The sequence below is a fragment of the Maritimibacter sp. 55A14 genome (genome assembly GCF_003122205.1).
GTDB lineage: Bacteria > Pseudomonadota > Alphaproteobacteria > Rhodobacterales > Rhodobacteraceae > QEYE01.
Window position 1 is genome coordinate 90,310 of the sequence record NZ_QEYE01000002.1, and the last position, 21,741, is coordinate 112,050.

Annotated in this window: 23 protein-coding genes; 10 read left to right on the top strand and 13 right to left on the bottom strand. The window is 68.6% G+C overall.

What is annotated here, in order from left to right:
- Positions 1 to 15 precede the first annotated feature (15 nt).
- Positions 16 to 1,101: a 2'-deoxycytidine 5'-triphosphate deaminase gene (locus tag DDZ14_RS02055; RefSeq protein ID WP_109423282.1), complete on the top strand. Its 1,086-nt coding sequence runs from the start codon at positions 16 to 18 to the stop codon at positions 1,099 to 1,101.
- 26 nt (positions 1,102 to 1,127) lie between these two features.
- Here the strand turns inward: DDZ14_RS02055 and DDZ14_RS02060 are convergent, their stop codons facing one another.
- The 10 genes from DDZ14_RS02060 to DDZ14_RS02105 all read right to left on the bottom strand — a co-directional run bounded on the left by DDZ14_RS02060 (position 1,128) and on the right by DDZ14_RS02105 (position 11,196).
- Positions 1,128 to 2,192 carry an NAD(P)/FAD-dependent oxidoreductase gene (locus DDZ14_RS02060; RefSeq protein ID WP_109423283.1) on the bottom strand — a complete coding sequence of 355 codons (1,065 nt, stop codon included), beginning with the start codon at positions 2,190 to 2,192 and terminating at the stop codon, positions 1,128 to 1,130.
- 41 nt (positions 2,193 to 2,233) lie between these two features.
- Entirely contained in the window at positions 2,234 to 2,584 is a 351-nt protein-coding gene (locus DDZ14_RS02065; RefSeq protein WP_109423284.1) for a cupin domain-containing protein, read from the bottom strand.
- Positions 2,585 to 2,595: 11 nt separating this feature from the next.
- Entirely contained in the window at positions 2,596 to 2,799 is a 204-nt protein-coding gene (locus DDZ14_RS02070) for a hypothetical protein (protein WP_109423285.1), read from the bottom strand.
- A gap of 30 nt (positions 2,800 to 2,829) precedes the next feature.
- A complete protein-coding gene (gene scpB, locus DDZ14_RS02075; protein ID WP_109423286.1) occupies positions 2,830 to 3,501 on the bottom strand; it encodes an SMC-Scp complex subunit ScpB in 672 nt (223 codons plus the stop codon).
- On the bottom strand, positions 3,491 to 4,291 hold the full coding sequence (locus DDZ14_RS02080; protein ID WP_109423287.1) for a ScpA family protein: 801 nt from the start codon (positions 4,289 to 4,291) through the stop codon (positions 3,491 to 3,493). Before DDZ14_RS02080 ends, scpB begins: the two co-directional genes overlap by 11 nt.
- Positions 4,278 to 5,294, bottom strand: coding sequence for a glycoside hydrolase family 3 N-terminal domain-containing protein (locus DDZ14_RS02085; RefSeq protein WP_109423288.1), 1,017 nt, complete (start codon positions 5,292 to 5,294; stop codon positions 4,278 to 4,280). The genes DDZ14_RS02080 and DDZ14_RS02085 overlap by 14 nt, the downstream gene beginning before the upstream one ends.
- Positions 5,294 to 6,259, bottom strand: a complete 966-nt coding sequence (locus DDZ14_RS02090; protein ID WP_109423289.1) for an SPOR domain-containing protein — start codon at positions 6,257 to 6,259, stop codon at positions 5,294 to 5,296. Before DDZ14_RS02090 ends, DDZ14_RS02085 begins: the two co-directional genes overlap by 1 nt.
- A gap of 85 nt (positions 6,260 to 6,344) precedes the next feature.
- On the bottom strand, positions 6,345 to 8,090 hold the full coding sequence (argS, locus tag DDZ14_RS02095; RefSeq protein WP_109423290.1) for an arginine--tRNA ligase: 1,746 nt from the start codon (positions 8,088 to 8,090) through the stop codon (positions 6,345 to 6,347).
- Positions 8,091 to 8,137: 47 nt separating this feature from the next.
- Positions 8,138 to 9,973: a sodium:proton antiporter gene (locus DDZ14_RS02100; protein ID WP_109423291.1), complete on the bottom strand. Its 1,836-nt coding sequence runs from the start codon at positions 9,971 to 9,973 to the stop codon at positions 8,138 to 8,140.
- A 68-nt stretch (positions 9,974 to 10,041) separates the two neighbouring features.
- Positions 10,042 to 11,196 (bottom strand): deoxyguanosinetriphosphate triphosphohydrolase, encoded by a 1,155-nt coding sequence (locus DDZ14_RS02105; RefSeq protein ID WP_109423292.1) that lies wholly within the window; start codon positions 11,194 to 11,196, stop codon positions 10,042 to 10,044.
- A gap of 89 nt (positions 11,197 to 11,285) precedes the next feature.
- Here DDZ14_RS02105 and DDZ14_RS02110 point away from each other — a divergent pair, with 89 nt between their 5' ends.
- From DDZ14_RS02110 to xth, 4 genes are all read left to right on the top strand, one after another.
- A complete protein-coding gene (locus DDZ14_RS02110; protein ID WP_109423447.1) occupies positions 11,286 to 11,612 on the top strand; it encodes an iron-sulfur cluster assembly accessory protein in 327 nt (108 codons plus the stop codon).
- A gap of 63 nt (positions 11,613 to 11,675) precedes the next feature.
- Positions 11,676 to 12,053, top strand: coding sequence for an STAS/SEC14 domain-containing protein (locus DDZ14_RS02115; protein WP_109423293.1), 378 nt, complete (start codon positions 11,676 to 11,678; stop codon positions 12,051 to 12,053).
- A gap of 53 nt (positions 12,054 to 12,106) precedes the next feature.
- Positions 12,107 to 13,321, top strand: a complete 1,215-nt coding sequence (locus DDZ14_RS02120; protein WP_146193048.1) for a cytochrome P450 — start codon at positions 12,107 to 12,109, stop codon at positions 13,319 to 13,321.
- A gap of 62 nt (positions 13,322 to 13,383) precedes the next feature.
- Positions 13,384 to 14,163, top strand: coding sequence for an exodeoxyribonuclease III (xth, locus tag DDZ14_RS02125; RefSeq protein WP_109423295.1), 780 nt, complete (start codon positions 13,384 to 13,386; stop codon positions 14,161 to 14,163).
- 11 nt (positions 14,164 to 14,174) lie between these two features.
- Here xth and DDZ14_RS02130 read toward each other — a convergent pair whose 3' ends face one another.
- Positions 14,175 to 15,035 carry a hypothetical protein gene (locus DDZ14_RS02130; protein WP_146193049.1) on the bottom strand — a complete coding sequence of 287 codons (861 nt, stop codon included), beginning with the start codon at positions 15,033 to 15,035 and terminating at the stop codon, positions 14,175 to 14,177.
- A gap of 28 nt (positions 15,036 to 15,063) precedes the next feature.
- On the opposite strand from DDZ14_RS02130, the gene DDZ14_RS02135 reads away from it, so the two are divergent.
- A complete protein-coding gene (locus DDZ14_RS02135) occupies positions 15,064 to 16,206 on the top strand; it encodes an ATP-binding protein (RefSeq protein WP_109423297.1) in 1,143 nt (380 codons plus the stop codon).
- On the opposite strand, the gene DDZ14_RS02140 is transcribed toward DDZ14_RS02135, so the two are convergent.
- Positions 16,179 to 17,333 (bottom strand): FAD-dependent monooxygenase, encoded by a 1,155-nt coding sequence (locus tag DDZ14_RS02140; RefSeq protein WP_109423298.1) that lies wholly within the window; start codon positions 17,331 to 17,333, stop codon positions 16,179 to 16,181. The two genes, DDZ14_RS02135 and DDZ14_RS02140, sit on opposite strands and share 28 nt — an antisense overlap.
- A gap of 76 nt (positions 17,334 to 17,409) precedes the next feature.
- Positions 17,410 to 17,832, bottom strand: coding sequence for an RNA polymerase-binding protein DksA (gene dksA, locus DDZ14_RS02145; RefSeq protein ID WP_109423448.1), 423 nt, complete (start codon positions 17,830 to 17,832; stop codon positions 17,410 to 17,412).
- Positions 17,833 to 18,015: 183 nt separating this feature from the next.
- On the opposite strand from dksA, the gene DDZ14_RS02150 reads away from it, so the two are divergent.
- The 4 genes from DDZ14_RS02150 (at position 18,016) to DDZ14_RS02160 (ending at position 21,740) form a co-directional block, all read left to right on the top strand.
- A complete protein-coding gene (locus tag DDZ14_RS02150) occupies positions 18,016 to 18,855 on the top strand; it encodes a MoxR family ATPase (RefSeq protein WP_109423299.1) in 840 nt (279 codons plus the stop codon).
- A 149-nt stretch (positions 18,856 to 19,004) separates the two neighbouring features.
- A complete protein-coding gene (locus DDZ14_RS02155) occupies positions 19,005 to 20,381 on the top strand; it encodes a DUF2927 domain-containing protein (RefSeq protein ID WP_109423300.1) in 1,377 nt (458 codons plus the stop codon).
- Positions 20,381 to 20,551, top strand: coding sequence for a hypothetical protein (locus DDZ14_RS19835; protein ID WP_199221261.1), 171 nt, complete (start codon positions 20,381 to 20,383; stop codon positions 20,549 to 20,551). The genes DDZ14_RS02155 and DDZ14_RS19835 overlap by 1 nt, the downstream gene beginning before the upstream one ends.
- Positions 20,552 to 20,555: 4 nt before the next feature.
- Positions 20,556 to 21,740, top strand: coding sequence for a VWA domain-containing protein (locus tag DDZ14_RS02160; RefSeq protein ID WP_109423301.1), 1,185 nt, complete (start codon positions 20,556 to 20,558; stop codon positions 21,738 to 21,740).
- The last annotated feature ends 1 nt before the right edge of the window (position 21,741 follow it).

The window sequence follows — 21,741 nt, forward strand, 5'->3', positions numbered from 1 at the left end:
CCAGGGATCAGGGGCATGAGTCACACCGCCGGTGTATTGCCCTCCCAGGCCATTTCCGGGCTGATCGCCAGCGGCGCCATCGCCGCCGAGCGCCCGGTGCCCGTCGACCAGATCCAGCCCGCCAGCCTCGACCTGCGGCTGGGAAGCACCGCCTACCGGCTGCGCGCCTCGTTCCTGACAGGCAGCGGGCGCAGCGTGGCCGAGCGGCTGGACGAGTTCACCATGCACCGGATCGACCTGACCGATGGCGCGGTGCTGGAAAAAGGCTGCGTCTATCTGGTGCCGCTCATGGAGAGCCTGGCGTTGCCCGGCGATATCCAGGCGGTCGCGAACGCCAAAAGCTCCACCGGGCGGCTCGATCTCCTGACCCGGCTGGTCACCGACCGGGGGGTGGAGTTCGACCGCATCGCGCCGGGTTATGCCGGACCGCTCTATGCCGAGATATGTCCGCGCAGTTTCTCGGTGCTGGTGCGGCCGGGAATGCGGCTCAACCAGGTCCGCTTCCGCCGCGGCCACGCGGTACTTAGCGATGCGACGCTGGCCGATCTGCACGCCCGCACGCCGCTCGTGGACGGCACGCCGCATATCGACGGCGGGCTCGGCTTCTCGGTCGATCTGGAACCGGGCCCGCAGGATCTTGTGGGCTGGCAGGCGCGGCCCCATACCGGGGTGATCGACCTCGACCTGATCGGGCAATACGACCCGCTGGAGTTCTGGTCGCCAATCCGCACGCAAGCGCGGCATATCATCCTCGATCCCGGCGCCTTCTACATCCTGGTCAGCCGCGAGGCAGTCCATATCCCGCCCGATTGCGCGGCCGAGATGGCCCCCTACCTGGCCATGGTCGGCGAGTTCCGCGTCCATTACGCGGGTTTCTTCGATCCCGGCTTCGGCCATGCGCCGGCCGGCGGCGCGGGCGCGCGCGGCGTGCTGGAAGTGCGCTGCCACGAGGCGCCTTTCGTGCTGGAACACGGGCAAGGCGTGGGACGGCTCGTCTACGAGCGCATGGCCGAGGTGCCAGAGCGGCTTTACGGCGCCGACATGGCGTCGAACTACCAGGGCCAGGGCCTGAAGCTCAGCAAGCATTTCCGCGCGCCCTGAAGCGGCACGGCGGGTACGCCGCCTTCCTACCCCTCCAGGATGCGCGCCACCAGCAGGCGCTCCAGCGGCGGCAGAGCGGCGGCGAGCCCCAGCCCGGCGCGCGCGGCGCCGCGGCGCAGGGTATTGCCACCCAGCAGCAACCGCCGGCCCCACTCGCTCTGACAGATGACGCGCGCGCCCGCCGCGTGGCGGCAGTCGTGGTAGCCCTCAAGCCCGCCCTCGGCGAAGCGCCGCGCCAGATCGGCGGCGTCGCTGATGCCCAGGTTCATCCCCCGCCCGCCGACCGGTGAATGGCAATGCGCTGCGTCACCTGCCAGGAAAACCCGCGCCGTGGCGTAGCGCGCGACCTGCCGGATCGAGATGGTAAATGTGTCGCTTCGCCGGATGGCTCTCACGTCCATCGCCACCGGCAGGGCCGCCAGCGCGTCCGGGGTGTTGGAGATCACGCGAAACCGAGCCGACTCCAGCGGCACCACGATTACGCCCCGGCCCCGCGCCAGCAGAAACATCTGGAAGGCCTGCGGATCGCGCCAGTCCGCTGCGTCCACATCGGCGATCGACCAGGTTTCGGGCAGGTCGAAGCCGTCGAACGCGATGCCGAGTTCCTCGCGCACCCGGCTGCCGACGCCGTCGGCCCCGATGACATGCGAAAACCGCGCTTCCGCGCCAGAGATCCGGACGCGCACATGGTCCTCCCGCTCCTCCAGCGACTCCAGTTCCGCGCCGAAGCGCACCCGGCCGCCATGATGCTCGAACGCAGCGCGCAGATGCGTCTCGGTGCGGTCCTGCGCCAGAGCGAAGAGCCGCCGGTCGGGGTCGGGATCGCGGTCGAACCGCAGACTGCCGAAGCGGTGCCGGCCGAGATGGAAAAACGCCCGCGGAACGGCGATCGCCTCGTCACGGATCGCATCCGCGGCGCCCGAGGGCGCCAGAATCCGCATGCTGGACGGCAGGATGCCAACGGCGCGGGACAGGGGCGATGGCGCCAGTTTGCGGTCGATCACCTCCGGCACCTGCCCGCGCCGCACCAGTTCGACCGCAGCGGTGAGCCCGGTGGGCCCCGCACCGACAATGAGGATACGCCCGGTCATCGCGCCTCCGGCGCTATCGCGTGAACGCACCGGGTGCCGCGTCAGAGGCTGCGCGCATCCGGCAGATAGACCGCCAGCAGGCAGCCGCCAACGGTCGATGAATTGTGCCTTGTGCCCGAGCGCAGCCAGACGAGGTCGCCGGGCCGGTAGACATGCCCGTCATGGTCGGTCAGGTCGCCCTCGATCAGCAGGAACTCCTCGTCGCCCAGATGCTCATGCGCCTCGGTCGTGGTACCGGGCGCCATGCGGTAGACGTGAAAGCCATAGCCCGTGCGCCCGCCATTGACCTGAAGTACCTCGCCATCGGGCTGGCCGTCGCTGCCGGGAAAGGGCACGAAGGCGTCCTCGCGGATATTGGCCACGCGGCGGTCCTCGGGCGCGATCGGCTGCATGGGCCGCGGCCTCACATCCGGCCGATCTTGCGGGCCGTGCGCGCGCCCTGCTTCATGCGGCGCGAGGTCTGCCTGGCCTGGGCGCGGTCTTCCGGCGTCTCCGCCCCGTCGCCGCCCTTGCCGCGATTGGCGAAAACATCCACCCCCTTGTTGATGCCCGCATTGATCACGCGGCGCATCACCTGACGGATGATCATGTTGATGATCTGGTTCATCCTGGCGTCTCCCTAAGGGTCGCCCCCTGCCTATTCGAACATATCGCTTTGGTCTTCGCTGTCCAACCCTTCGTCCTCCTCGTCCTCCTCGGCCCCCGAAAGGCCGGGCATGGCCGAGGGCGGCGGGCGGCTTTCCAGCAACCCGGCGGAACGCAATTCCGCAAGGCCGGGCAGGTCGCGCGCCGATTCGAGGCCGAAATGGTCGAGAAAGGTCTCGGTGACCACGAATGTCACCGGCCGGCCGGGGGTCATGCGGCGGCGGCCCAGCCGGATCCACTCCATTTCCATCAACTGGTCGATGGTGCCGCGCGAAACCGAGACGCCGCGGATCTCCTCGATCTCGGCGCGGGTGACGGGTTGGTGGTAGGCGACAATGGCCAGGGTCTCGATCGCGGCGCGGCTGAGCTTGCGAGTCTCCACCGTCTCCTTGTGCATCAGGAAGCCCAGATCGGCGGCGGTACGCATCGCCCAGGCGTCGCCCACCCGCACCAGATGCACGCCGCGGCCTTCGTAACGGCGACGCAGATGCATCAGCGCCTCGCCCACGTCGCAGCCATGAGGCAGCCGGGCCTCCAGGTCGCGCGCGGTGACGGGCTCGGCCGTGGCGAAAAGGATCGCCTCGACCATCCGCTCCTGCTCGGCCATCGGCGGCGCCTCGAAGAGGCTCTCGCGGACGGTTTCCGTGTCGTCGTCAGCGTCCATGCGCGGGGTCTTTCTTCTGTCTCAGGCGGATCGGGGCGAAGGTTTCGTCCTGGCTCAACTCTATTTCGCCGCGTTTTGCAAGCTCCAGCGAGGCCGCGAAGGTCGACGCGGTGGCCGAGCGGCGGCGGGCCGGTTCGGTCTGCCAGCCTTCGGGCAGGTAGCTGGCCAGATCGGTCCAGCTTCCGGCGAAGCGGATCAGCCCACGCATCTGCTCGAGCGCCTGGTCAAGCGTGAAGACCGCGTCGCGGTCCATCGCGTAGGGGCGGAACTCATCGCGGGTGCGCAGTCGCGCGTAGCCCTGCATCAGGTCGAGCAGCGTTGCGGTGTAGCGCACGCTGCGGATGCGGGTCACGTCCTCGGGCAGGCCACGCGCGAAGATGTCCCGGCCAAGCTGGTCGCGGCCCATCAGCTTCGCCGCCGCCTCGCGCATGGCGTGCAGCCGTTCGAGCTGGAAGGCCAGATGGGCGGCCAGTTCCTCGCCCGAGGGGCCATCCTCCGCCGGGTCGGGCGGCAGCAGCAGGCGCGATTTCAGGAAGGCCAGCCAGGCGGCCATCACCAGGTAATCCGCGGCCAGTTCGATGCGCAACTGTTTGGCCTTCTCGATGAAGGACAGGTATTGCTCCGCCAGTTGCAGGACCGAGATTTTCAGCAGATCGACCTTTTGGGTGCGCGAGAGCGTGAGCAGCAGGTCGAGCGGCCCCTCGAACCCGTCCACATCGATGATCAGCGCCTCGGCCTCCAGCCGGGCGGCGACATCGCGACTCTCACAGCTTTCGTCAGATGCGGCCATGGCGCCCCCTGCCCGTCAGCGCGGAATATTCGGCCTCAAGCGCGGCGACATCGGCGGGCTCGGGCGGGCGGCGGGCTTCCAGAGCGGCCGCAGCGCGGGCGATGCCCGGCCCCTCCAGCGCCCCGGCGGCCGCCACAACATCCGCCATCTCCGCCGGATCGCCGTTGCAATGCAGGACCAGATCGCAGCCCGCCGCCCGCGCGGCGGCGCTGCGCCGGGTCATGTCGCCTTGCAGCGCGGACATGGAGATATCGTCGCTCATCAGCAGCCCGCCAAATCCGAACTCCTCGCGTATCATCCGGATCGCCGCCGCCGATTGCGTGGCCGGCGCCTCCGGGTCGAGACAGTCATAAACGATATGCGCCGTCATGCCGAGGGGAAGCTGCGCCAGAGCGCGGAATGCCGCGAAGTCGCTGGCCTCCAGCACCGCGCGCGGGGCGGTCACGCGCGGCAGTTCCGCATGGCTGTCGCGGGTTGCGCGCCCGTGGCCCGGAATATGCTTGAGCACCGGCAGAACGCCGCCTGCCAGAAGCCCCTCCGCCGTGGCGCGCGCGGCCGGCACGACCGCCGCGAGCGTTTCGCCGTAGCAGCGGTTGCGCAACACCGGGTGCGTGGCAGGCGTCGCGATATCCGCGAGCGGGGCGCAATTGCCGTCGATGCCCACCGCCGCCAGTTCCGCCGCAATCAGTCGTGCCCTGAGCCACATGGCGCGGGGGCCGTCGCGCGGACCCGTGGCCCGCATCTGGTCGAGCGCGGGCGGCCAGTCGCGCCAGTGCGGCGGACGCAGCCGGGCCACGCGCCCGCCTTCCTGATCGACGAAGACCGGGGCCGCGCGTCCCACCGCGTCGCGCAGATCGCCGGTCAGCCGCACAAGCTGCACCGGATCGGCCACGTTGCGTGCAAAAAGGATGAAGCCCCAGGGTTGCGCGCGGGCGAAGAAGCGGCGCTCCCCGCGTCCCAGAACCTCCCCCGCGCAGCCCAGGATCGCGGCGGCTGGCGCCATCAGCGTGCGGTCACCGGGATGCAGGCCGCGTCGCGCGCCAGCATGGCCGAGCAGAACCGCCGGCTGTCGTCGAGCCCTTTGAACCCCGCGACACGCAGGCGGAAGAACCGCCGCCCGCTACTCTCGGCCTCCTGGATGACGCGCGACTTGCCCTCCAGCAGATCGTCATGGGCGGCCGTCAGCCGGTCCCATTCCGCGCGCGCGGTGGACGCGTCGTCGAAAGCACCAAGCTGGACCAGCCGGGTGCCCGGCGCGATCTCGGTCGGGTCGAGCTCGGGCGACTGCGCGGCGCTCACCGCTGCGGCGTCCGTCACGTTGCGCAGGGCGGCGACTTCAACGTCCGGGCGCGGTTTGGGCCGCGGCGAGAGATCGGGACCAGCCACATCTTCGGGCAGGGCCTCCACCGCATCAGACTCGCCGGCCTCCGCGGCCACGGCCACGGCCTCGCTGGCGGCCTCGGCCACTGCGGCACGCACCACCTCGTCCTCGGGGCTGAGTGCCAGCGGCACCGGCGCCTCATGCTCGGGCGCGGGCTCCAGCCGCAGCGCGGCCGGGATCGCCACGCCCTCTTCCAGCGCCTCCTCGCGCATCGGCGGGCGCAGCGCCGCGCGCGGCTTGTCCTCCTCGGCCAGCTCGACCGGCGGCGGGGCCAGAATGACCTTGTCCGCCGGACCATCGACGCCGCCCTCCGCCTGCACGGAATTCACCGCCAGTCCCTGATGCGCGGCGTCCAGCCCGCCCGGCTCTTCCGGCGCCTCGCGCATCGGTCCTTCGAGCGCGCGTACCACGGGGATCTGCCCCACGTCGCGCATACCGAGCTGATAGCCCCAGACCGCAAGGCCCACGACCAGCCCGACCGAAACCAGCGCGCCGGCCCAGTTGATCACCGCGCCTGCGACGCCGGGATCGTCCGGCACGCCGGACGCCGGATCCTCTTCATAGAGATCGTATTCGATATCTGCCATTGCTCCGCCTCTTGTCCGCCCGCTTATTGATGCGTGGCTTCGACTGCTCAGAGCCCGGACCGTGCGCCTTGATTTTGGGTGCCTGTCAGCGCATTTCCTCGACCGGGGTCACCCCAAGAATACCAAGACCGGACGAAATAACAACGCCCACGGCCCGGCAAAGCGCGATTTTGGGCCGGGAAACCTCGGGCGCACCCTCCTGGAGGAAGCGTAGCGCGGGGTCTTCATGGCCCCGGTTCCACAGCGCATGGAACTCCGACGCCAGATCGTAGAGGTAAAAGGCAATCCGGTGCGGCTCGTGATGCCGGGCGGCCTGCTCCACCTGGCGGGGCCATTCGCCCAGCTTGCGCGCCAGCGCCAGCTCCGCCGGATGATCCAGCCCGGCAAGGTCGAGCGCGGCCAGTTCCGCGTCGTCCGCGGCGATCCCCGCCGCGGCTGCCTTGCGCATCACGGAAGCCTGGCGCGCATGGGCGTATTGAACGTAAAAAACCGGGTTGTCCTTGGATTGTTCCAGCACCTTGTCGAAATCGAAATCCAGCGGCGCGTCGTTCTTGCGGGTCAGCATGACGAAGCGGGTCACATCCGGCCCCACCTGATCGACCACGTCGCGCAGGGTGACAAATGTGCCGGCGCGTTTCGACATCTTGAAGGGGGCGCCGTTCTTGTAGAGCTTCACGAGCTGCGTAAGCTTGATGTCGAGCGGCACGCGCCCCTCGCTCAGCGCCGAGACGGCGGCCTTCATCCGCTTCACGTAACCGCTGTGGTCGGCACCGAATACGTCGATCAACTCGTCGAAGCCGCGCTCGATCTTGTCGAAATGATAGGCGATGTCGGGCGCGAAATAGGTCCAGGCACCGTCGGACTTGCGGATCGGGCGGTCCACATCGTCGCCATGCGCGGTGGAGCGGAAGAGCGTCTGCTCGCGCGGCTCCCAATCCTCGGGCAGCTTTCCCTTTGGCGGCTCCAGCACGCCCTCATAGATCAGGCCCAGCCGTTCCAGTTCGGCCACCGCGGCCTCGATCCGGCCGGAGCCGTAGAGCGCCTTCTCGGAATAGAACACATCCATCGCGACGCCCAGCGACGCCAGGTCCGCGCGGATCAGTTCCATCATCTTGTCCGTGGCATAGGCGCGCAGTTCCGCCAGCCAGACGCCTTCGGGCTGATCGGCCCAGACCTCGCCCACCTCTTCGGCCAGCGATGCGCCCACCGGCACCAGGTAGTCGCCGGGATAGGTGCCGTCCTCGAAGGCGACCTCGCGGCCCAGGGCCTCCAGATAGCGCAGATAGACCGACCGGGCGAGTACATCGACCTGCGCGCCGCCGTCGTTTATGTAGTATTCCCGCGTCACCTCGAAGCCCGCATGGTCGAGCAGGCTGGCCAGCGCGTCACCGAAGACCGCGCCGCGGGTATGGCCCACATGCAGGGGGCCCGTCGGGTTGGCCGAGACGTATTCGACATTCATCCTCCGCCCGCGCCCCATCGTCGAGCGCCCGAAATCCGCACCCTCGCGCAACGCGGTGGCCAGAACGCCCTGCCAGGCGGCGGGGCTCAGGCGCAGGTTGAGAAACCCCGGCCCGGCAACGTCGGCACTTTCCACGCGCGGGTCGCCGGCGAGCCTTGCGGACAGCATCTCGGCAATGTCACGGGGCTTCAGCCCGGTGGGCTTGGCCAGAACCATCGCCGCGTTGGTGGCCATGTCGCCATGCGCGGGGTCGCGGGGCGGCTCCACCGTGACATTGGCATGGTCAAGCCCGGCCGGAAGCTCGCCGCCGGCGGCCATCGCCTCCAGACTGTCGGTCACCAGAGTTCTGATATCGGCAAAGAGGTTCATTTCGGGCTTCCTTTCGCCGGGCGGGTGTAGCACTCCCCCGCCGCGCGTCAAGACGCAGGCGGCTCCGGCTTGCCGTTCTCGGGACCGAGCGCGAAGAGCCGTGCCCCGTCGCCACCGCGTGGTTCGGCATCCGGTCCCAGAAGGCGAAGCTGGCCGGCTGGCGTGATCTCGGCCAGCGCCGTGGCGTCGGGCTGTTTCTCTCGCCAGTCCTCCAACGTGAATGCCTCGCTCAGCCCGGTGCGCCGCACCACTTCGCCCTTGCGCACGCGCGCGTCGAGATCGGCCAGTGTCTCGCCCCCGCCCAGCAGGCTGCCGCCGAGTGTCGGCGGCAGGGAATGGCGCTGGCTCTCGGTCCGGGCGCGCTTGAGCTGGAAGACATGCTCGCGGCCGAACTCCGGCGCCAGGTCGGTCGCCACGAGGGTGTTGTAGGCGTCGTTGTCGCTGGCCGCGATCACCGCCCCGTACTGCACCAGTTCGACCTTGTGCTCCGCGGCTTCCGACAGGATATCGCCATAGAAGACCGGCAGCCCGGCCTCGCGCGCATCGCGCAGGTGCTGGTCGTTCGGGTCGGTCACCAGAACCGGCACCTCCTCGGCGTCGAGCGCGCGTCCCAGTGCCGCGGTGAACTGCCCGCCACCCACCAGGATCACGCCGGGAATGCGCGCCGAGGTCTGACCCAGCAGACGCGCCAGCGGAATCAGCGTGAAGCCGTGCAGGATCACGGTCACACCGACCAGCGCGAAGGCCAGCGGCACCAGCGCCGCCCCATCGGCCACGCCCAGCGCCACCAGCCGTTCGCCAAAGAGCCCGGCCACCGCGACGAGCACCACGCCGCGCGGGCCGGTCAGCGCGATCAGGAGCCGCTCGCGCCAAGGTAGATCGGTGCCCAGAAGCGCCGTCAGCACAGTGACGGGCCTGGCCAGCAGAACAACCGCGGCGATAAAGACCGCGGCCCGCCAATCCAGCCGCGCGAGCGCCTCGGGATCGAGCCCTGCGGCCAGCAAGACGAAGACGCCCGAGACGAGCAGGATCGTCGCATGTTCCTTGAAACGGTAGAGCTCGGTGAAGGAGGGCAGCCCGGCATTGGCTATGACCAGCCCCATGACGGTCACGGCCAAGAGCCCGCTTTCATGAAGCACCGCGTCGGTCGCCGCGAATGTCACGAGCACCGCGGCGAAGAGTACGGGCACCTTCATGTATTCGGGCACCAGCGCGCGGCGGAAGGCCCGCGCCACGGTCCAGCCAGCCGCCGCGCCGCCCGCGCCCGCCACGGTGGTGCCGAAGGCCACATGGCCCAGCGCCGGGCCCAGCGCCTGCCCCGGCGCGCCCGTCGCCTCGACCAAAACGACAATCTGGAAGGCCAGCACTGCCGCCAACGCCCCGATCGGGTCGTTGACGATCGCCTCCCATTGCAGCAGTGCCGCCGGCCGGCGCGCCAGCCGCGCCTGACGCAAGAGCGGCGCGATCACCGTCGGGCCGGTGACGATCATTATGCCCCCGAAGACCGCCGAGGTCTCCCAGCCCAGCCCAGCCCCGTAGTGCAGCGTCAGCGCGGAGAGCAACCAGCCCAGCGGCGCGCCGATCAGCACCAGCCGCCGCACGCCCTTGGCCGCGTCGCGCAGGCTCTCGAAATTCAGGGTGAGCCCGCCTTCGAAGAGGATGATCGCCACGGCGATGGCCACGAAGGGCTGCATCAGCGGGCCGATATCGCGGGCAGGGTCGAAAACACCCAGCACCGGCCCGACAACGAGCCCCGCCACCAGCATCAGCACGATTGCGGGCATCCTGAGCCGCCAGGCCAGCCATTGCGCGCCGACGCCCAGCAGCCCCACGAGCGCAATGCCGGTGACCGGGGAAAGCGCGCCGTCCGCGCCTGCTGCCATCTGCCCTGCCTTTCGGTTCCTGTCGCCTGGAGCCAATGTCGTCAAAGCCGCGCGGGCGCACAAGGGTCTTAGCCCGCCGCCCCCTCCGGGCCGCAGTGCCGGGCATGGGCCTGAAGCGCGAAGCGGTCGGTCATGCCGGCGATGTAGTCGGCCACCACGCGGGCCAGTTCGGTCCGGTCCCCGGCCGCGGCCACGTCGCGGCGCCATTGCGGCGGCAGCAGGTCCGGGCGCTCCATGTAGAGCGGGAAGAGATCCTGCACGACGCAGGTGACGCTGGCGCGCATCTCCACCACCTCGGGCGCGCGGTACATGCGCGAGAAGAGAAACTCGCGGATCGCGCCCAGATCCCGCCAGAGCCCGTCGGAGAAGCGGATCACCGGGCGGCCCAGAAGGCGCACATCTTCGGGACTCTCCGCGCCCGAGGCCGCGATCAGTCCGCGGCTGGTGTCGATCACATCGGCCACCATCACCCCGAAGACCCGGCGCAGTGCCTCGTGGCGGCGCCGCTGCGGCTCGATCCCCGGATAACGGCGATCCACCTCGGTAAAACAGTAGCCGACGATGGGCAGCGCGCAAATCTCCTCCTCGGTGAAGAGTTCGGCATGCAGCCCGTCATGCAGGTCGTGGTTGTTGTAGGCGATGTCGTCGGAAATCGCGGCGACCTGCGCCTCCGCCCCGGCATGGGTGGCGAGTTCCAGATCGTGGATCGCGACATACTCGGCCAGCGCATAGGGCAGCGCGCCCGTGACGGGCCCGTTATGCTTGGCCAGCCCCTCCAGCGTCTCCCATGTCAGGTTCAGCCCGTCGAATTCCGCGTAATGCCGCTCCAGCCGGGTGACGATGCGGATCGCCTGGGCATTGTGGTCGAAGCCGCCATAGGGCGCCATCAGCGCGGCCAGCGCGTCCTCGCCGGTATGGCCGAAGGGCGTGTGGCCCAGATCATGCGCCAGCGCCACAGCCTCGGTCAGTTCGCCGTTGAGCGCCAGCACCCGCGCGATGGTGCGCGCCACCTGCGCCACCTCGATCGAATGGGTCAGGCGGGTGCGGAAATAGTCGCCCTCATGCTCGACGAAGACCTGCGTCTTGTGCTTGAGCCTGCGGAAGGCCGAGGAATGGATGATCCGGTCGCGGTCGCGCTGGTACGGTGTGCGGAAGGCGCTCTCCTCCTCTGCGTGGAGCCGCCCGCGCGTTCTCGCGGGATCGCAGGCTATGGCCGCGTACATCCGATGATCCGCCCGTTCTTGTCGTCTGTCCCTGTGGCACATATATTCGAAGCAGTTGACGGACGAAACGGGAAACCACGCCGATGCAGATGAGCCTGCCGCCGAAAGTGACGGATCGTGCCTTTGCGCGCCTGGCGGAAATCAATGCCGATGCCGAGACCCCGCAGGCGCTGCGCGTCGCGGTCGAGGGCGGCGGCTGTTCGGGGTTTCAGTACGCGATCGAGCTCGACAGCCCCGCCGACGAGGATCTCGTGCTGGAAAAGGACGGCCAGAAAGTGGTCGTGGACAGCGTCTCGCTGCCCTTCCTGGCCGACGCGGTGATTGACTTCACCGAGGAACTGATCGGCGCGCGTTTCACCATCGAAAACCCCAACGCCTCGTCCAGTTGCGGCTGCGGAACGAGCTTCTCGATCTAGGCACGGGCCACGCAGCGCGGGCGGGTATGGGCATCGCAAACCGGAACCGGAGGTCCAAGCGCCATGATGAAGATCGAACGTGAAGATGACGGACTGATCCGTGTCGAGATCGGCGGCAAGATCGACGCCACGGATATGCGCGCGGGCATCGAGGAGTTGCTGCGCCTTGCCGAGGACACAGGGAAGATGCGCTTGCTCTACCGCATCACGGATATCCAGATTCCCACGGCCGAGGCCATCGGGGTGGAGTTCAGCTACCTGCCCCGCCTCTTCGGGCTGATCTCGAAATTCGACCGGGTCGCGTTGCTCGCCAACCAGGCCTGGGTGCGCAACGCCGCCAAGGTGGAAAGCGCCCTGATACCGGGCCTCAGGATCGAGATATTCGATCCCGGCGACGAGGCCGGCGCGCGCGCCTGGCTATCCGCGACGGCAGAGGCCTGAACGCTCGCGACACGGCGGCAGACAAGCGCGTCGGCGGCGGTTAGGCTATCGCGGTGACCAACCGGACGACCATTGCGATGCGCGACGAAGGCCTGCCCTTTCTCGATCTGGCCGCCCCCGGCTTCTCCACCCGCTCGCCCGCCGTGGCGGAGGCACGCGCGGCGCATTGGTGCGCGCGCACGCCCTTCGGGCTGGCGGTGCTACGCCACACGCAGGCGGGGCGGCTGCTGCGCGACCGGCGGCTCCGGCAGGGCAGCCATGCCTGGCCCGCGGTGATCGGGCTCGAGGGCAGTTTCGCTTCGTTCTGGCGGCGCAGCGTCATCGGGCAGGAGGGCACCGCGCATCGCCGCCTGCGCGACCTGGCCGTGCCGGTGCTGACGCCGGATTTCGTCGCCGGGCTGGAGCCCGCCTTCACCCGCATCGCGCGCGATCTGGCCGCGCCGCTGGCCGCGTCCGGCGGAGGCGAGTTCATGTCGGCCTTTTCCACGCCTTTCGCGGGCCGGGCGATCTGCGCGCTGATGGGGCTGCCGGATGCCGACTGGCCCCGGATCGCGGACGACGCGATCGACCTGGGGCTTGCGATGGGCGTGGATGGCGGACGCCACGCCGCGCGCATCAACGCCGCCTGCGACCGGCTCATGGAGGTGGCCGACGGTCTGGCCGCGGCGGCCCGTGCGGGGCGCGCGCCCCGGAGCTACCCCTCCCGGATCGTCGCGCGGTTCGACGCTGCGGGCGACCTGCCGGAAGAGGCGCTGCGCGACATGATCGTGATCTCGATCTTCGGGGGCGTGGACACGACCCGCGCGCAACTCGGCTTCGCGATGGCGCTTTTCGCCGATCATCCCCGGCAATGGGACATGATGCGCACCGATCCCGCGCTGATCCCCGCCGCGATCGAGGAGGCGATCCGCACCCGACCGACCACCACATGGGCCACGCGCGAGGCGCTGGAGGATTTCGAGATCGACGGTCAGAACGTGCGCCGGGGCGAGACGCTGCACATCCTCGTGCATGCCAGTGCCCGCGACCCGGCGGTGGATGACGGATCGGGCTTCGACATCACCCGCCCGCGCAAGGTCCATTTCGGCTTCGGCGGCGGCGCGCATCACTGCATCGGCCATCTGGTGGCGCGCAGCGACATGGCCGCGGCGCTGGGCGTGCTGTCGGAGACGTTCGCCGGGATCGGCTGGGCGGGCGAGCCGGAGTTCCTGCCCGACAGCGGCAACACTGCGCCCCGGTGCCTGCCGCTGGCGCTGCGCCCCGCCTGACCGCCCGCGCGGCGCTTGCCCTTCGCCCCGGCATCGGTCAGAACGGGCGCAGGAGGCCCGACATGCAGATCGCCACATTCAACATCAACGGCATCAAGGCGCGGATCGAGACACTGCTGGCCTGGCTCGACGACGCGGCCCCCGACGTGGCGGTGCTTCAGGAGATCAAGTCGGCCGACGACGCCTTCCCCCGCGGGATGATCGAGGACAAGGGATACACCGTCGAGATCCACGGCCAGAAGGGTTTCAACGGCGTGGCGATCCTGTCGAAGCTGCCGCTGGAGGATGTAACCCGCGGCCTGCCAGGCGACGACGGCGACGAACAGGCCCGCTGGATCGAGGCCACGGTGATGGGCGCGCGGCCGGTGCGGGTGTGCGGGCTCTACCTTCCCAACGGCAACCCCGCGCCGGGGCCGAAATACGACTACAAGCTGAATTGGATGGACCGGCTCCGGGCGCGCGCGCAGGCGCTGCTGGCGGCCGAGGAACCGGCACTGATGGCCGGCGACTACAACGTGATCCCGCAGGCCGAGGACGCCGCACGGCCGGAAAAATGGGAGGAGGACGCGCTCTTTCTCTATGACACGCGCGCGGCCTTTCGGCGCATCCTGAATCTGGGGTTCACCGACGCGTTCCGCGCAGTGGAGCCCGCGCCGGGGCATTACAGTTTCTGGGACTACCAGCGCGGCGCATGGGACCGGAACGACGGCATCCGCATCGACCATGTCCTGATGACGCCGCAATGCGCCGATCTGCTGACCGGCGCCCGGATCGAGCGCGATCTGCGCGGGCGCGAGAAACCCTCCGACCATGTGCCGGTCTGGGTGGAGATGGACGCCTGACCCGGCGGCGGTCAACGATTTCTTAACGGCTCTGGTTTCTGCTCTCCCGCGCGTGACCGCGCGCTGGAGGGCGGATGCAACACAGGTCGGCAGCGGATCGGCGCGAGGATCGCCTCGCCGAACTCAACCGGAAATACTCCGCACCCGGCCGGATGGAACGGTTCTGCGCCGGGCGGCTGCGCCTCCTGTGGCTGCGCATCGCCTACGAGATCGTGGGCGGGCTGCTGATGGCCTGGATCGTCTCGCTGGGTACAGGCGCGCTGACCTTGGCCGTCGCGCTGGCGGGCGAACTGGGCGAAACCGCCGTCTTGATCCATGTGAACAGGCAAGCCCGCTTCCATGAGGAACCGCGGCGCTGCGGGTGCTGGCTGACCGCTGGTTCGGTCCTCTGGTCGTTCGGCATATCCGGCGCGGTCTTCGTGATGTGGAGCGCAGGCGGGCAGGAAACATGGATCCTCGCCCTGACATTCCTGGCCGCGGCCACGATCAACGGCCATCTCGTGGGCAAACTCCACCGGCAGTCGCTCTTCGTCAAACACGTGATCTTCACCGGCACGCTGGGCGGGCTCTTCGTCTATGAGTTCCTGAGCGCGCCGGTGCCCACCACGGAAATCCTGATCCACCTCTTCTCCAGCGTCATCCTCACCGGAACGTTTTTCGGGCTCTTCTACCGGCTGCACCTTCAGAACGACAAACGCCACCACGCCGAGCATGACCTGATCGCCGCCAATATCGCGCAGGAGGAGATGAACGAGGAATTGCAGCGCTCGCAAGACGATCTGCGGCGGCGCGCGCTGGAAGCCCGCGATCTGGCGCGCAAGGCCGAGGCCGCGAGCGTCGCCAAGTCCGAATTCCTGGCCACGATGAGCCACGAGATCCGCACCCCGATGAACGGGATAGATGAACGGGATAATCGCGATGGCCGAACTGATGCGGCGCAGCCCCCTCACCCCCGAACAGGCCGACCTGCTGGAAACGATCGACCGTTCCGGCAGCGCACTGATGCATATCATCAACGACGTGCTGGACTTCTCGGGGATCGAGGCCGGGCACCTGCAGATAGAAGCGGCCCCCTTCAACCTGTCCGCGACGCTGCGCGACGTGGGCCGGATCATCGGCCCGCTTGCCGCCGAGAAGGGGCTGGACTTCGACTGCGGTGCGCCGCCCGCGCAGTTGCCGCTGCTGATGGGCGATGCCGGACGGCTGCGCCAGATCCTGATCAACCTGACGGGCAACGCGGTGAAATTCACCGAGGCCGGGTCCGTCAGCCTGCGCGTGGTCCGCGAGGACGGCGCCCAAAGCGCAGCGGTGGCCTTCTGCGTGACCGACACCGGTGCCGGGATCGCCCCTCAGGACAAGGCGCGCATTTTCGAGCCTTTCGAACAGGTGGACGGCAAGCTTACCCGGCGCCACGGCGGCACCGGGCTGGGGCTGGCCATTTCCCGCAGGCTCGCACGGGCGATGGGCGGCGATATCGAACTGACCTCGACGCCGGGCGCGGGCAGCAGCTTCTGGCTCACACTCCCGTTGCGGGCCGCGCCTCGCGCCGCGACCGCGCGGCATCCGGCCCCGCGAACCGTCCCGGCTGTGGATGGCGCGGCGGTGGCGGACGGCGCACTGGCCGGGGTCACGATCCTGGCGGCCGAGGACAACGCGACCAACAGGCTGATCCTGCGCAAGATGCTGGAAGACACCGGGGCGGCGCTGCACCTGGCCCGCGACGGGGTCGAAGCGGTGGACCTCTTTTCCCGCCTTCGCCCCGACCTGGTGCTGATGGACATGTCGATGCCGCGCCGCAACGGGCTGGACGCCACCGCCCATATCCGCGGCATCGAGGCCGCGCGGGGCTGGCCGCGCTGCTCGGTCCTGGCGCTGACCGCCAACGCCTTCGCCGAGGATCGCGTGCAATGCGGGGCCGCTGGTATGGACGGTTTCCTGATCAAGCCGATCCGGCGTGCCGATCTGCTGGACGCGCTCGCCGGCGCGCTGCGCCCTGGCCCGGCGGCACCGGCCGTTCAGGGCCGCGTCACGTCCTCGCCATAAACCCAGTCGAACTGGCCCAGCGCAAATCCCGGCATCACCGCACCGCCCAGCCGCATCGCCGCATGCGTCGCGCGTCGGCCCAGCGGATTCGACAGGTGGTAGACCCGCGCGTTGCGGTTGGCGGCATCCACGACCCGGCTCACCCGCGGTACCCGCGCCGCCTGATAGGCCGCCAGCGCCGCCGCGCGGTCGCCGCCCGCGGCGCCCAGCGCCTTGGCCAGCACCCATGCGTCTTCAAGCGCCATGTTCGCCCCCTGCGCCAGGAAGGGCAGCGTCGGATGAGCGGCGTCGCCCAGGATTGCGATGCCGTCACCATGCCAGCGCCGCGCCACCTCGTGCCGGAAGAGGCCCCAGACATAGACCTCCCGCGCGCGCTCCAGCCAGGTGCGCAACTCCGGCGCGAAGTCCGCAAACGCCTCGCGCAGCGTTTCGGGGTCGTCGCGGTGGCTCCAGCCCTCGGCGACCCAGCTGTGGCGTTCCTCCACCGCGACGATGTTGAGCGCCCGTCCGCCGCGCACCGGATAGGTGACGGCATGGCGTCCCGGCCCCAGCCAGACCTGCGCCACGGGCGGTGGCGCCTCGGCCGGATCGGTGGGTACCAGCATCCGCCAGGCCACCTGGCCGGTGAAAAAGGGCTCGGCCTCGCCATTGAGCGCCGCGCGCATGGCCGAGCGCAGCCCGTCGGCGCCGATCACCATCCCGCCGGAGTGCGCCAGCGCCTCCTCCGGCGACAGTTCCAGTCCAAGATCGAAGCGCACCCCGGCGGCGTCGGCGGCTTCGGCCAGGATGGTGATCAGATCCGCCCGGTGCAGGAAGACGTAAGGGTGCGGGTTGGAATGCCGGCGCCGGTCGAAATCGAGCCGCAGCACCCCGGCACCGGCGCGGTAGTCGCGCAGACGTACGCCCTCGGCCCGAACACCGCGCGCCAGGCAGGCCTTCTCCAGCCCCAGCGCGGCCAGCACGGCCATGCCGTTGGGGGTGATCTGGATGCCCGCGCCGACCTCGCTGATCGCCTCGGCCTTCTCGGCCACGCGCACCGCCGCCCCGGCCCGCGCCAGCGCCGTGGCCACGGCCAGCCCGGCGATCCCGGCCCCGACGACGGTGAAATCCTGCCCTGCCAGCGTCATTGCATCCCCTTCACGAAAAGGCACCGGGACATACCTGCCCCGGTGCCTGTTCTGTCACGCCCTGCATTCGCCACGGTCAGTCGTCGCGATGCACCTTCTCGCGCCGTTCGTGGCGTTCCTGCGCCTCCAGGCTCAGCGTCGCGATCGGGCGGGCGTCGAGACGCTTGAGCGAGATCGGCTCGCCCGTCTCTTCGCAATAGCCGTACTCGCCTTCCTCGATCCGGCGCAGCGCGGCGTCGATCTTGGCCACGAGCTTGCGCTGCCGGTCGCGGGTGCGAAGCTCCAGCGCGCGGTCGGTTTCCTCCGACGCGCGGTCGGCGATATCGGGGATATTGCGGGTGCCTTCCTGCATTCCCTCGATCGTGTCGCGGCTGTCTTCCAGAAGGTCGGCCTTCCAGTCGAGCAGCTTGCGGCGGAAATACTCCACCTGTCGGGGGTTCATGAACGGCTCATCCTCAGCCGGACGATAATCGTCAGGCAAGAATACCTCTGCTTTCATTGTGTTTTGCTCCACGTCGTGAAGACGGCGGTCTGCGATTTCCATCGTCGTCACCTCCACTCAACGAGGCCTCGCTTAAAGGATCGCGGGCGGTTTGTCACCCCCGGATCAGCATCCCTTGAAGCTTTGTGCAGGCATGGTATCACTCGCTTCAACTAAGCTATGCAGGGGCCCGCAAGCGTTATGAAATTTTCCGGAACCGACTCCTATGTCGCGACAGACGACCTGACTGTTGCCGTGAATGCGGCAATCGCACTGGAACGCCCGCTATTGGTGAAGGGCGAACCGGGTACGGGAAAGACCGAACTTGCGCGCCAGATCGCCGACGCGCTGGCGCTGGAGATGATCGAATGGCATGTCAAATCCACCACCCGCGCGGCCCAGGGGCTCTATGAGTACGACGCGGTCAGCCGGCTGCGCGACAGCCAGCTCGGCGACGAGCGGGTGCATGACATCGCCAACTACATCAAGCGCGGCAAGCTCTGGGATGCATTCACGGCGCAGGACAAGATCGTGCTTCTGATCGACGAGATCGACAAGGCGGACATCGAGTTTCCAAACGACCTGTTACAGGAACTCGACCGGATGGAATTCCATGTCTATGAGACGGGCGAGACGATCCGCGCCCGCACGCGCCCCATCGTCATCATCACCTCCAACAACGAAAAGGAACTGCCAGACGCCTTCCTGCGGCGCTGTTTTTTCCACTATATCCGCTTTCCGGACACCGACACGATGCGCGCCATCGTCGATGTGCATTTCCCTGGCATCAAGCCGGAGCTGGTGACGACCGCGCTCACGCAGTTCTACGAATTGCGCGAGACGCCGGGGCTCAAGAAGAAACCCTCGACATCGGAGATGCTGGACTGGCTCAAGCTGCTGCTGGCCGAGGACCTCGCGCCGGAGGATCTGAAACGCGACGGTAAAAACGCGCTGCCCAAGCTGCATGGCGCGCTGCTGAAGAACGAGCAGGACGTGCACCTCTTCGAGCGTCTGGCGTTCATGACCCGCGCTCAGCGGTGAGCCCGCGCGGCTTCCCCGAATCGCCACCGGCGTCTAGGCTGACCGGCGTGGGGCGATCATTTCGGGATTTCACGTTGATAGCCAGGTTTCCTGAGACATCCGCCGGACGCCCCGGTCTGCGCCCGAAGGGCTGGACGCTCCGCGGATTTATGCTGCCCTGTCTCGTGGTACTGGCCGGATGCGGGCTTTCACCGTCGGCGGACGTGTCGGAGCGCCATGCCCATGCGCCCGGTGCCGCCCTGCCGATGACGCTGCCGGAGATGAAGCTCTTCGGCACCCCGCCGCGCGAGACGCCGGCGCGCGCCAATGCCGATATCGCGCGGGATTTCCTGGATCTGGCCTTCGAGATGGAAAGCGGGCGCGCCATCCCGCGCCTGACCCGCTTCACCGAGCCCGTCACGGTCGCGGTGGTCGCCGGTGCCCCCGACAGCCTGCGCCATGACCTCGACCGGCTGATGGCGCGGCTCACCGACGAAGCCGGCATTTCCATGCGCCATATCCGTCCCGGCGAGACACCCAATATCGTGATCGAGACCCTCCCCCGGCGCGAGCTGCAGCGCGCCGTGCCGCAAGCCGCCTGCTTCGTCGTGCCGCGCGTGTCGAGCTGGGCGGAGTTCTTGCGCAACCGGCGCGGCGGGCAGCTCGACTGGACGACGCTGGCGCGCCGCGAGCGCACCGCGATCTTCATCCCCGCCGATGTCAGCCCGCAGGAGGTGCGCGACTGCCTGCATGAAGAAATCGCCCAGGCGCTGGGGCCGCTCAACGACCTTTACCGCCTGCCCGATTCCATCTTCAACGACGACAATTTCCACACCGTCCTGACCGGCTTCGACATGCTGATCCTGCGCGCCTATTACGCGCCGGAGATTCGCAACGGCATGACCCGCGACCAGGTCGCGCAGGTGCTGCCGCGGGTGCTGGCACGGCTCAACCCGCGGGGCGAGCGTATCGCGCCCGAGCCGCTGCCGCGCACCTCGCGCGCCTGGATCGAGGCGATGGAAACCGCGCTGGGTCCGAAAGTGTCGTCGCAACGCCGGCTGACCTCGGCGCGCCGTGCGCTCTCCATCGCGCGGCAGGAGGAATGGCTCGACAACCGGCTGGGGTTCAGCCTCTTCGCATTCGGCCGCCTGGCGCTGACCAGCGACACGCCCGAGGCGCTGAGCGCCTTCGCCGCCGCGCATGCGCTCTACCGCAGCCTCTACGGACCCGGCGACATCCATGCCGCCCATGTCTCGATGCAGCTCGCCGCCTTCGCGCTTTCCAGCGGGCAGGCGGAGGCCGCGGTCGAACTGGTCAATGACAGCCTGCCCGCGGTGTCGCGGGGCCAGAACGCCGCGCTGCTGGCCACCCTGCTGATGATCAAGTCCGAAGCGCTGGGCTACCTGGGCCGCGCGGACGAGGCGCAAATCGTCCGGCTCGACAGCCTGGGCTGGGCGCGCTATGGCTTCGGCTCGGCCAAGGCCGTGCGCCAGCGCGTCTCGGAGATCACGGCGCTGACGCCCAAACGCAGCAAAACGGGGGCCTGATGCTGGTCATCATCGGATTTGTCGTCGGCGCGCTCTGGGGCGCGCGGGTCGCCATGGTGCGCAAGGGCAACCGGGCGGATATCGCGCAATATGCCGCCGGCTACGGCATCGCATTCGGCATCCTGGGCCTGTTCGCCACGATGGTGATCGGCTGGACGGGCCTGGGCTGATCCCGTGTTCCTGCCTTTCTTCGAGCATCTGCGGGCGGCCAGAATTCCGGTTTCCCTGCGCGAGTACCTGACCTTCCTCGCCGCGATGCGCACCGGGCTGGTGACCTTTGACGTGGAGGGTTTCTATTACCTCGCCCGTGCCGCGATGGTGAAGGACGAACGCAATCTCGACAAGTTCGACCGCGCCTTCGCCGCCGCCTTCAAGGGGCTGGAGGAGATCAGCGCGCAGGACGTGCTGAACGCCGTGGACCTGCCGCGCGACTGGCTGGCGAAGATGGCCGAGAAGCATCTGACGCCCGAGGAGATGGCCGAGATCGAAGCGCTGGGCGGCTTCGACAAGCTGATGGAGACCCTCAAGGAGCGCCTGCGCGAGCAGCAGGCCCGCCACCAGGGCGGCAGCAAGTGGATTGGCACTGCCGGAACCAGCCCCTTCGGGGCCTATGGCTACAACCCCGAGGGCGTGCGCATCGGCCAGAAGGAAAGCCGCCATCGGCGCGCGGTCAAGGTCTGGGACAAGCGCGAGTTCCGCAATCTCGACGACAGCGTGGAGTTGGGCACGCGCAACATCAAGGTGGCGCTCAAGCGGCTGCGGCACTGGGCGCGCGAGGGCGCGCATGAAGAGCTGGACCTTGACGGCACGATCCGTGCCACCGCCGAGCACGGCTATCTGGACGTGAAGACCCGTCCCGAACGCCGCAACGCGGTCAAGGTGCTGCTCTTTCTGGATGTGGGCGGCTCGATGGACCCGCATATCCGCGTGGTGGAGGAGCTCTTCTCGGCCGCGCGGGCCGAGTTCAAGCATCTCGAATACTACTACTTCCACAACTGCCTTTACGAAGGCGTCTGGCGCGACAACCGGCGCCGCTGGGATGCGCAGACACCGACATGGGACGTGCTGCATACCTACGGGTCGGACTACAAGTGCATCTTCGTGGGCGACGCCTCGATGAGCCCCTACGAGATCGCCTATCCCGGCGGAGCGAACGAGCACTGGAATGCCGAGGCGGGATCGGTCTGGTTGACGCGCGCACGCGAGCAATGGCCCGACAGCATCTGGATCAACCCCCTGCCCGAGCGGCACTGGCAATACACCCATTCGGTGCAGATGATCCGGGAAATATTTGCCGACCAGATGTTCCCGATGACGCTCGGGGGCATCGGCGCGGCGATGCGGGCACTGGGGCGCTGAG

Bases quoted from the DNA above. Each gene is read 5' to 3' on its own strand.
- DDZ14_RS02055 (WP_109423282.1), top strand. From the start codon at position 16: ATGAGTCACACCGCCGGTGTATTGCCCTCCCAGGCCATTTCCGGGCTG.
- DDZ14_RS02060 (WP_109423283.1), bottom strand. From the start codon at position 2,192: ATGACCGGGCGTATCCTCATTGTCGGTGCGGGGCCCACCGGGCTCACC.
- DDZ14_RS02065 (WP_109423284.1), bottom strand. From the start codon at position 2,584: ATGCAGCCGATCGCGCCCGAGGACCGCCGCGTGGCCAATATCCGCGAG.
- DDZ14_RS02070 (WP_109423285.1), bottom strand. From the start codon at position 2,799: ATGAACCAGATCATCAACATGATCATCCGTCAGGTGATGCGCCGCGTG.
- scpB (WP_109423286.1), bottom strand. From the start codon at position 3,501: ATGGACGCTGACGACGACACGGAAACCGTCCGCGAGAGCCTCTTCGAG.
- DDZ14_RS02080 (WP_109423287.1), bottom strand. From the start codon at position 4,291: ATGGCCGCATCTGACGAAAGCTGTGAGAGTCGCGATGTCGCCGCCCGG.
- DDZ14_RS02085 (WP_109423288.1), bottom strand. From the start codon at position 5,294: ATGGCGCCAGCCGCCGCGATCCTGGGCTGCGCGGGGGAGGTTCTGGGA.
- DDZ14_RS02090 (WP_109423289.1), bottom strand. From the start codon at position 6,259: ATGGCAGATATCGAATACGATCTCTATGAAGAGGATCCGGCGTCCGGC.
- argS (WP_109423290.1), bottom strand. From the start codon at position 8,090: ATGAACCTCTTTGCCGATATCAGAACTCTGGTGACCGACAGTCTGGAG.
- DDZ14_RS02100 (WP_109423291.1), bottom strand. From the start codon at position 9,973: ATGGCAGCAGGCGCGGACGGCGCGCTTTCCCCGGTCACCGGCATTGCG.
- DDZ14_RS02105 (WP_109423292.1), bottom strand. From the start codon at position 11,196: ATGTACGCGGCCATAGCCTGCGATCCCGCGAGAACGCGCGGGCGGCTC.
- DDZ14_RS02110 (WP_109423447.1), top strand. From the start codon at position 11,286: ATGAGCCTGCCGCCGAAAGTGACGGATCGTGCCTTTGCGCGCCTGGCG.
- DDZ14_RS02115 (WP_109423293.1), top strand. From the start codon at position 11,676: ATGATGAAGATCGAACGTGAAGATGACGGACTGATCCGTGTCGAGATC.
- xth (WP_109423295.1), top strand. From the start codon at position 13,384: ATGCAGATCGCCACATTCAACATCAACGGCATCAAGGCGCGGATCGAG.
- DDZ14_RS02135 (WP_109423297.1), top strand. From the start codon at position 15,064: ATGAACGGGATAATCGCGATGGCCGAACTGATGCGGCGCAGCCCCCTC.
- DDZ14_RS02140 (WP_109423298.1), bottom strand. From the start codon at position 17,333: ATGACGCTGGCAGGGCAGGATTTCACCGTCGTCGGGGCCGGGATCGCC.
- dksA (WP_109423448.1), bottom strand. From the start codon at position 17,832: ATGAAAGCAGAGGTATTCTTGCCTGACGATTATCGTCCGGCTGAGGAT.
- DDZ14_RS02150 (WP_109423299.1), top strand. From the start codon at position 18,016: ATGAAATTTTCCGGAACCGACTCCTATGTCGCGACAGACGACCTGACT.
- DDZ14_RS02155 (WP_109423300.1), top strand. From the start codon at position 19,005: ATGCTGCCCTGTCTCGTGGTACTGGCCGGATGCGGGCTTTCACCGTCG.
- DDZ14_RS19835 (WP_199221261.1), top strand. From the start codon at position 20,381: ATGCTGGTCATCATCGGATTTGTCGTCGGCGCGCTCTGGGGCGCGCGG.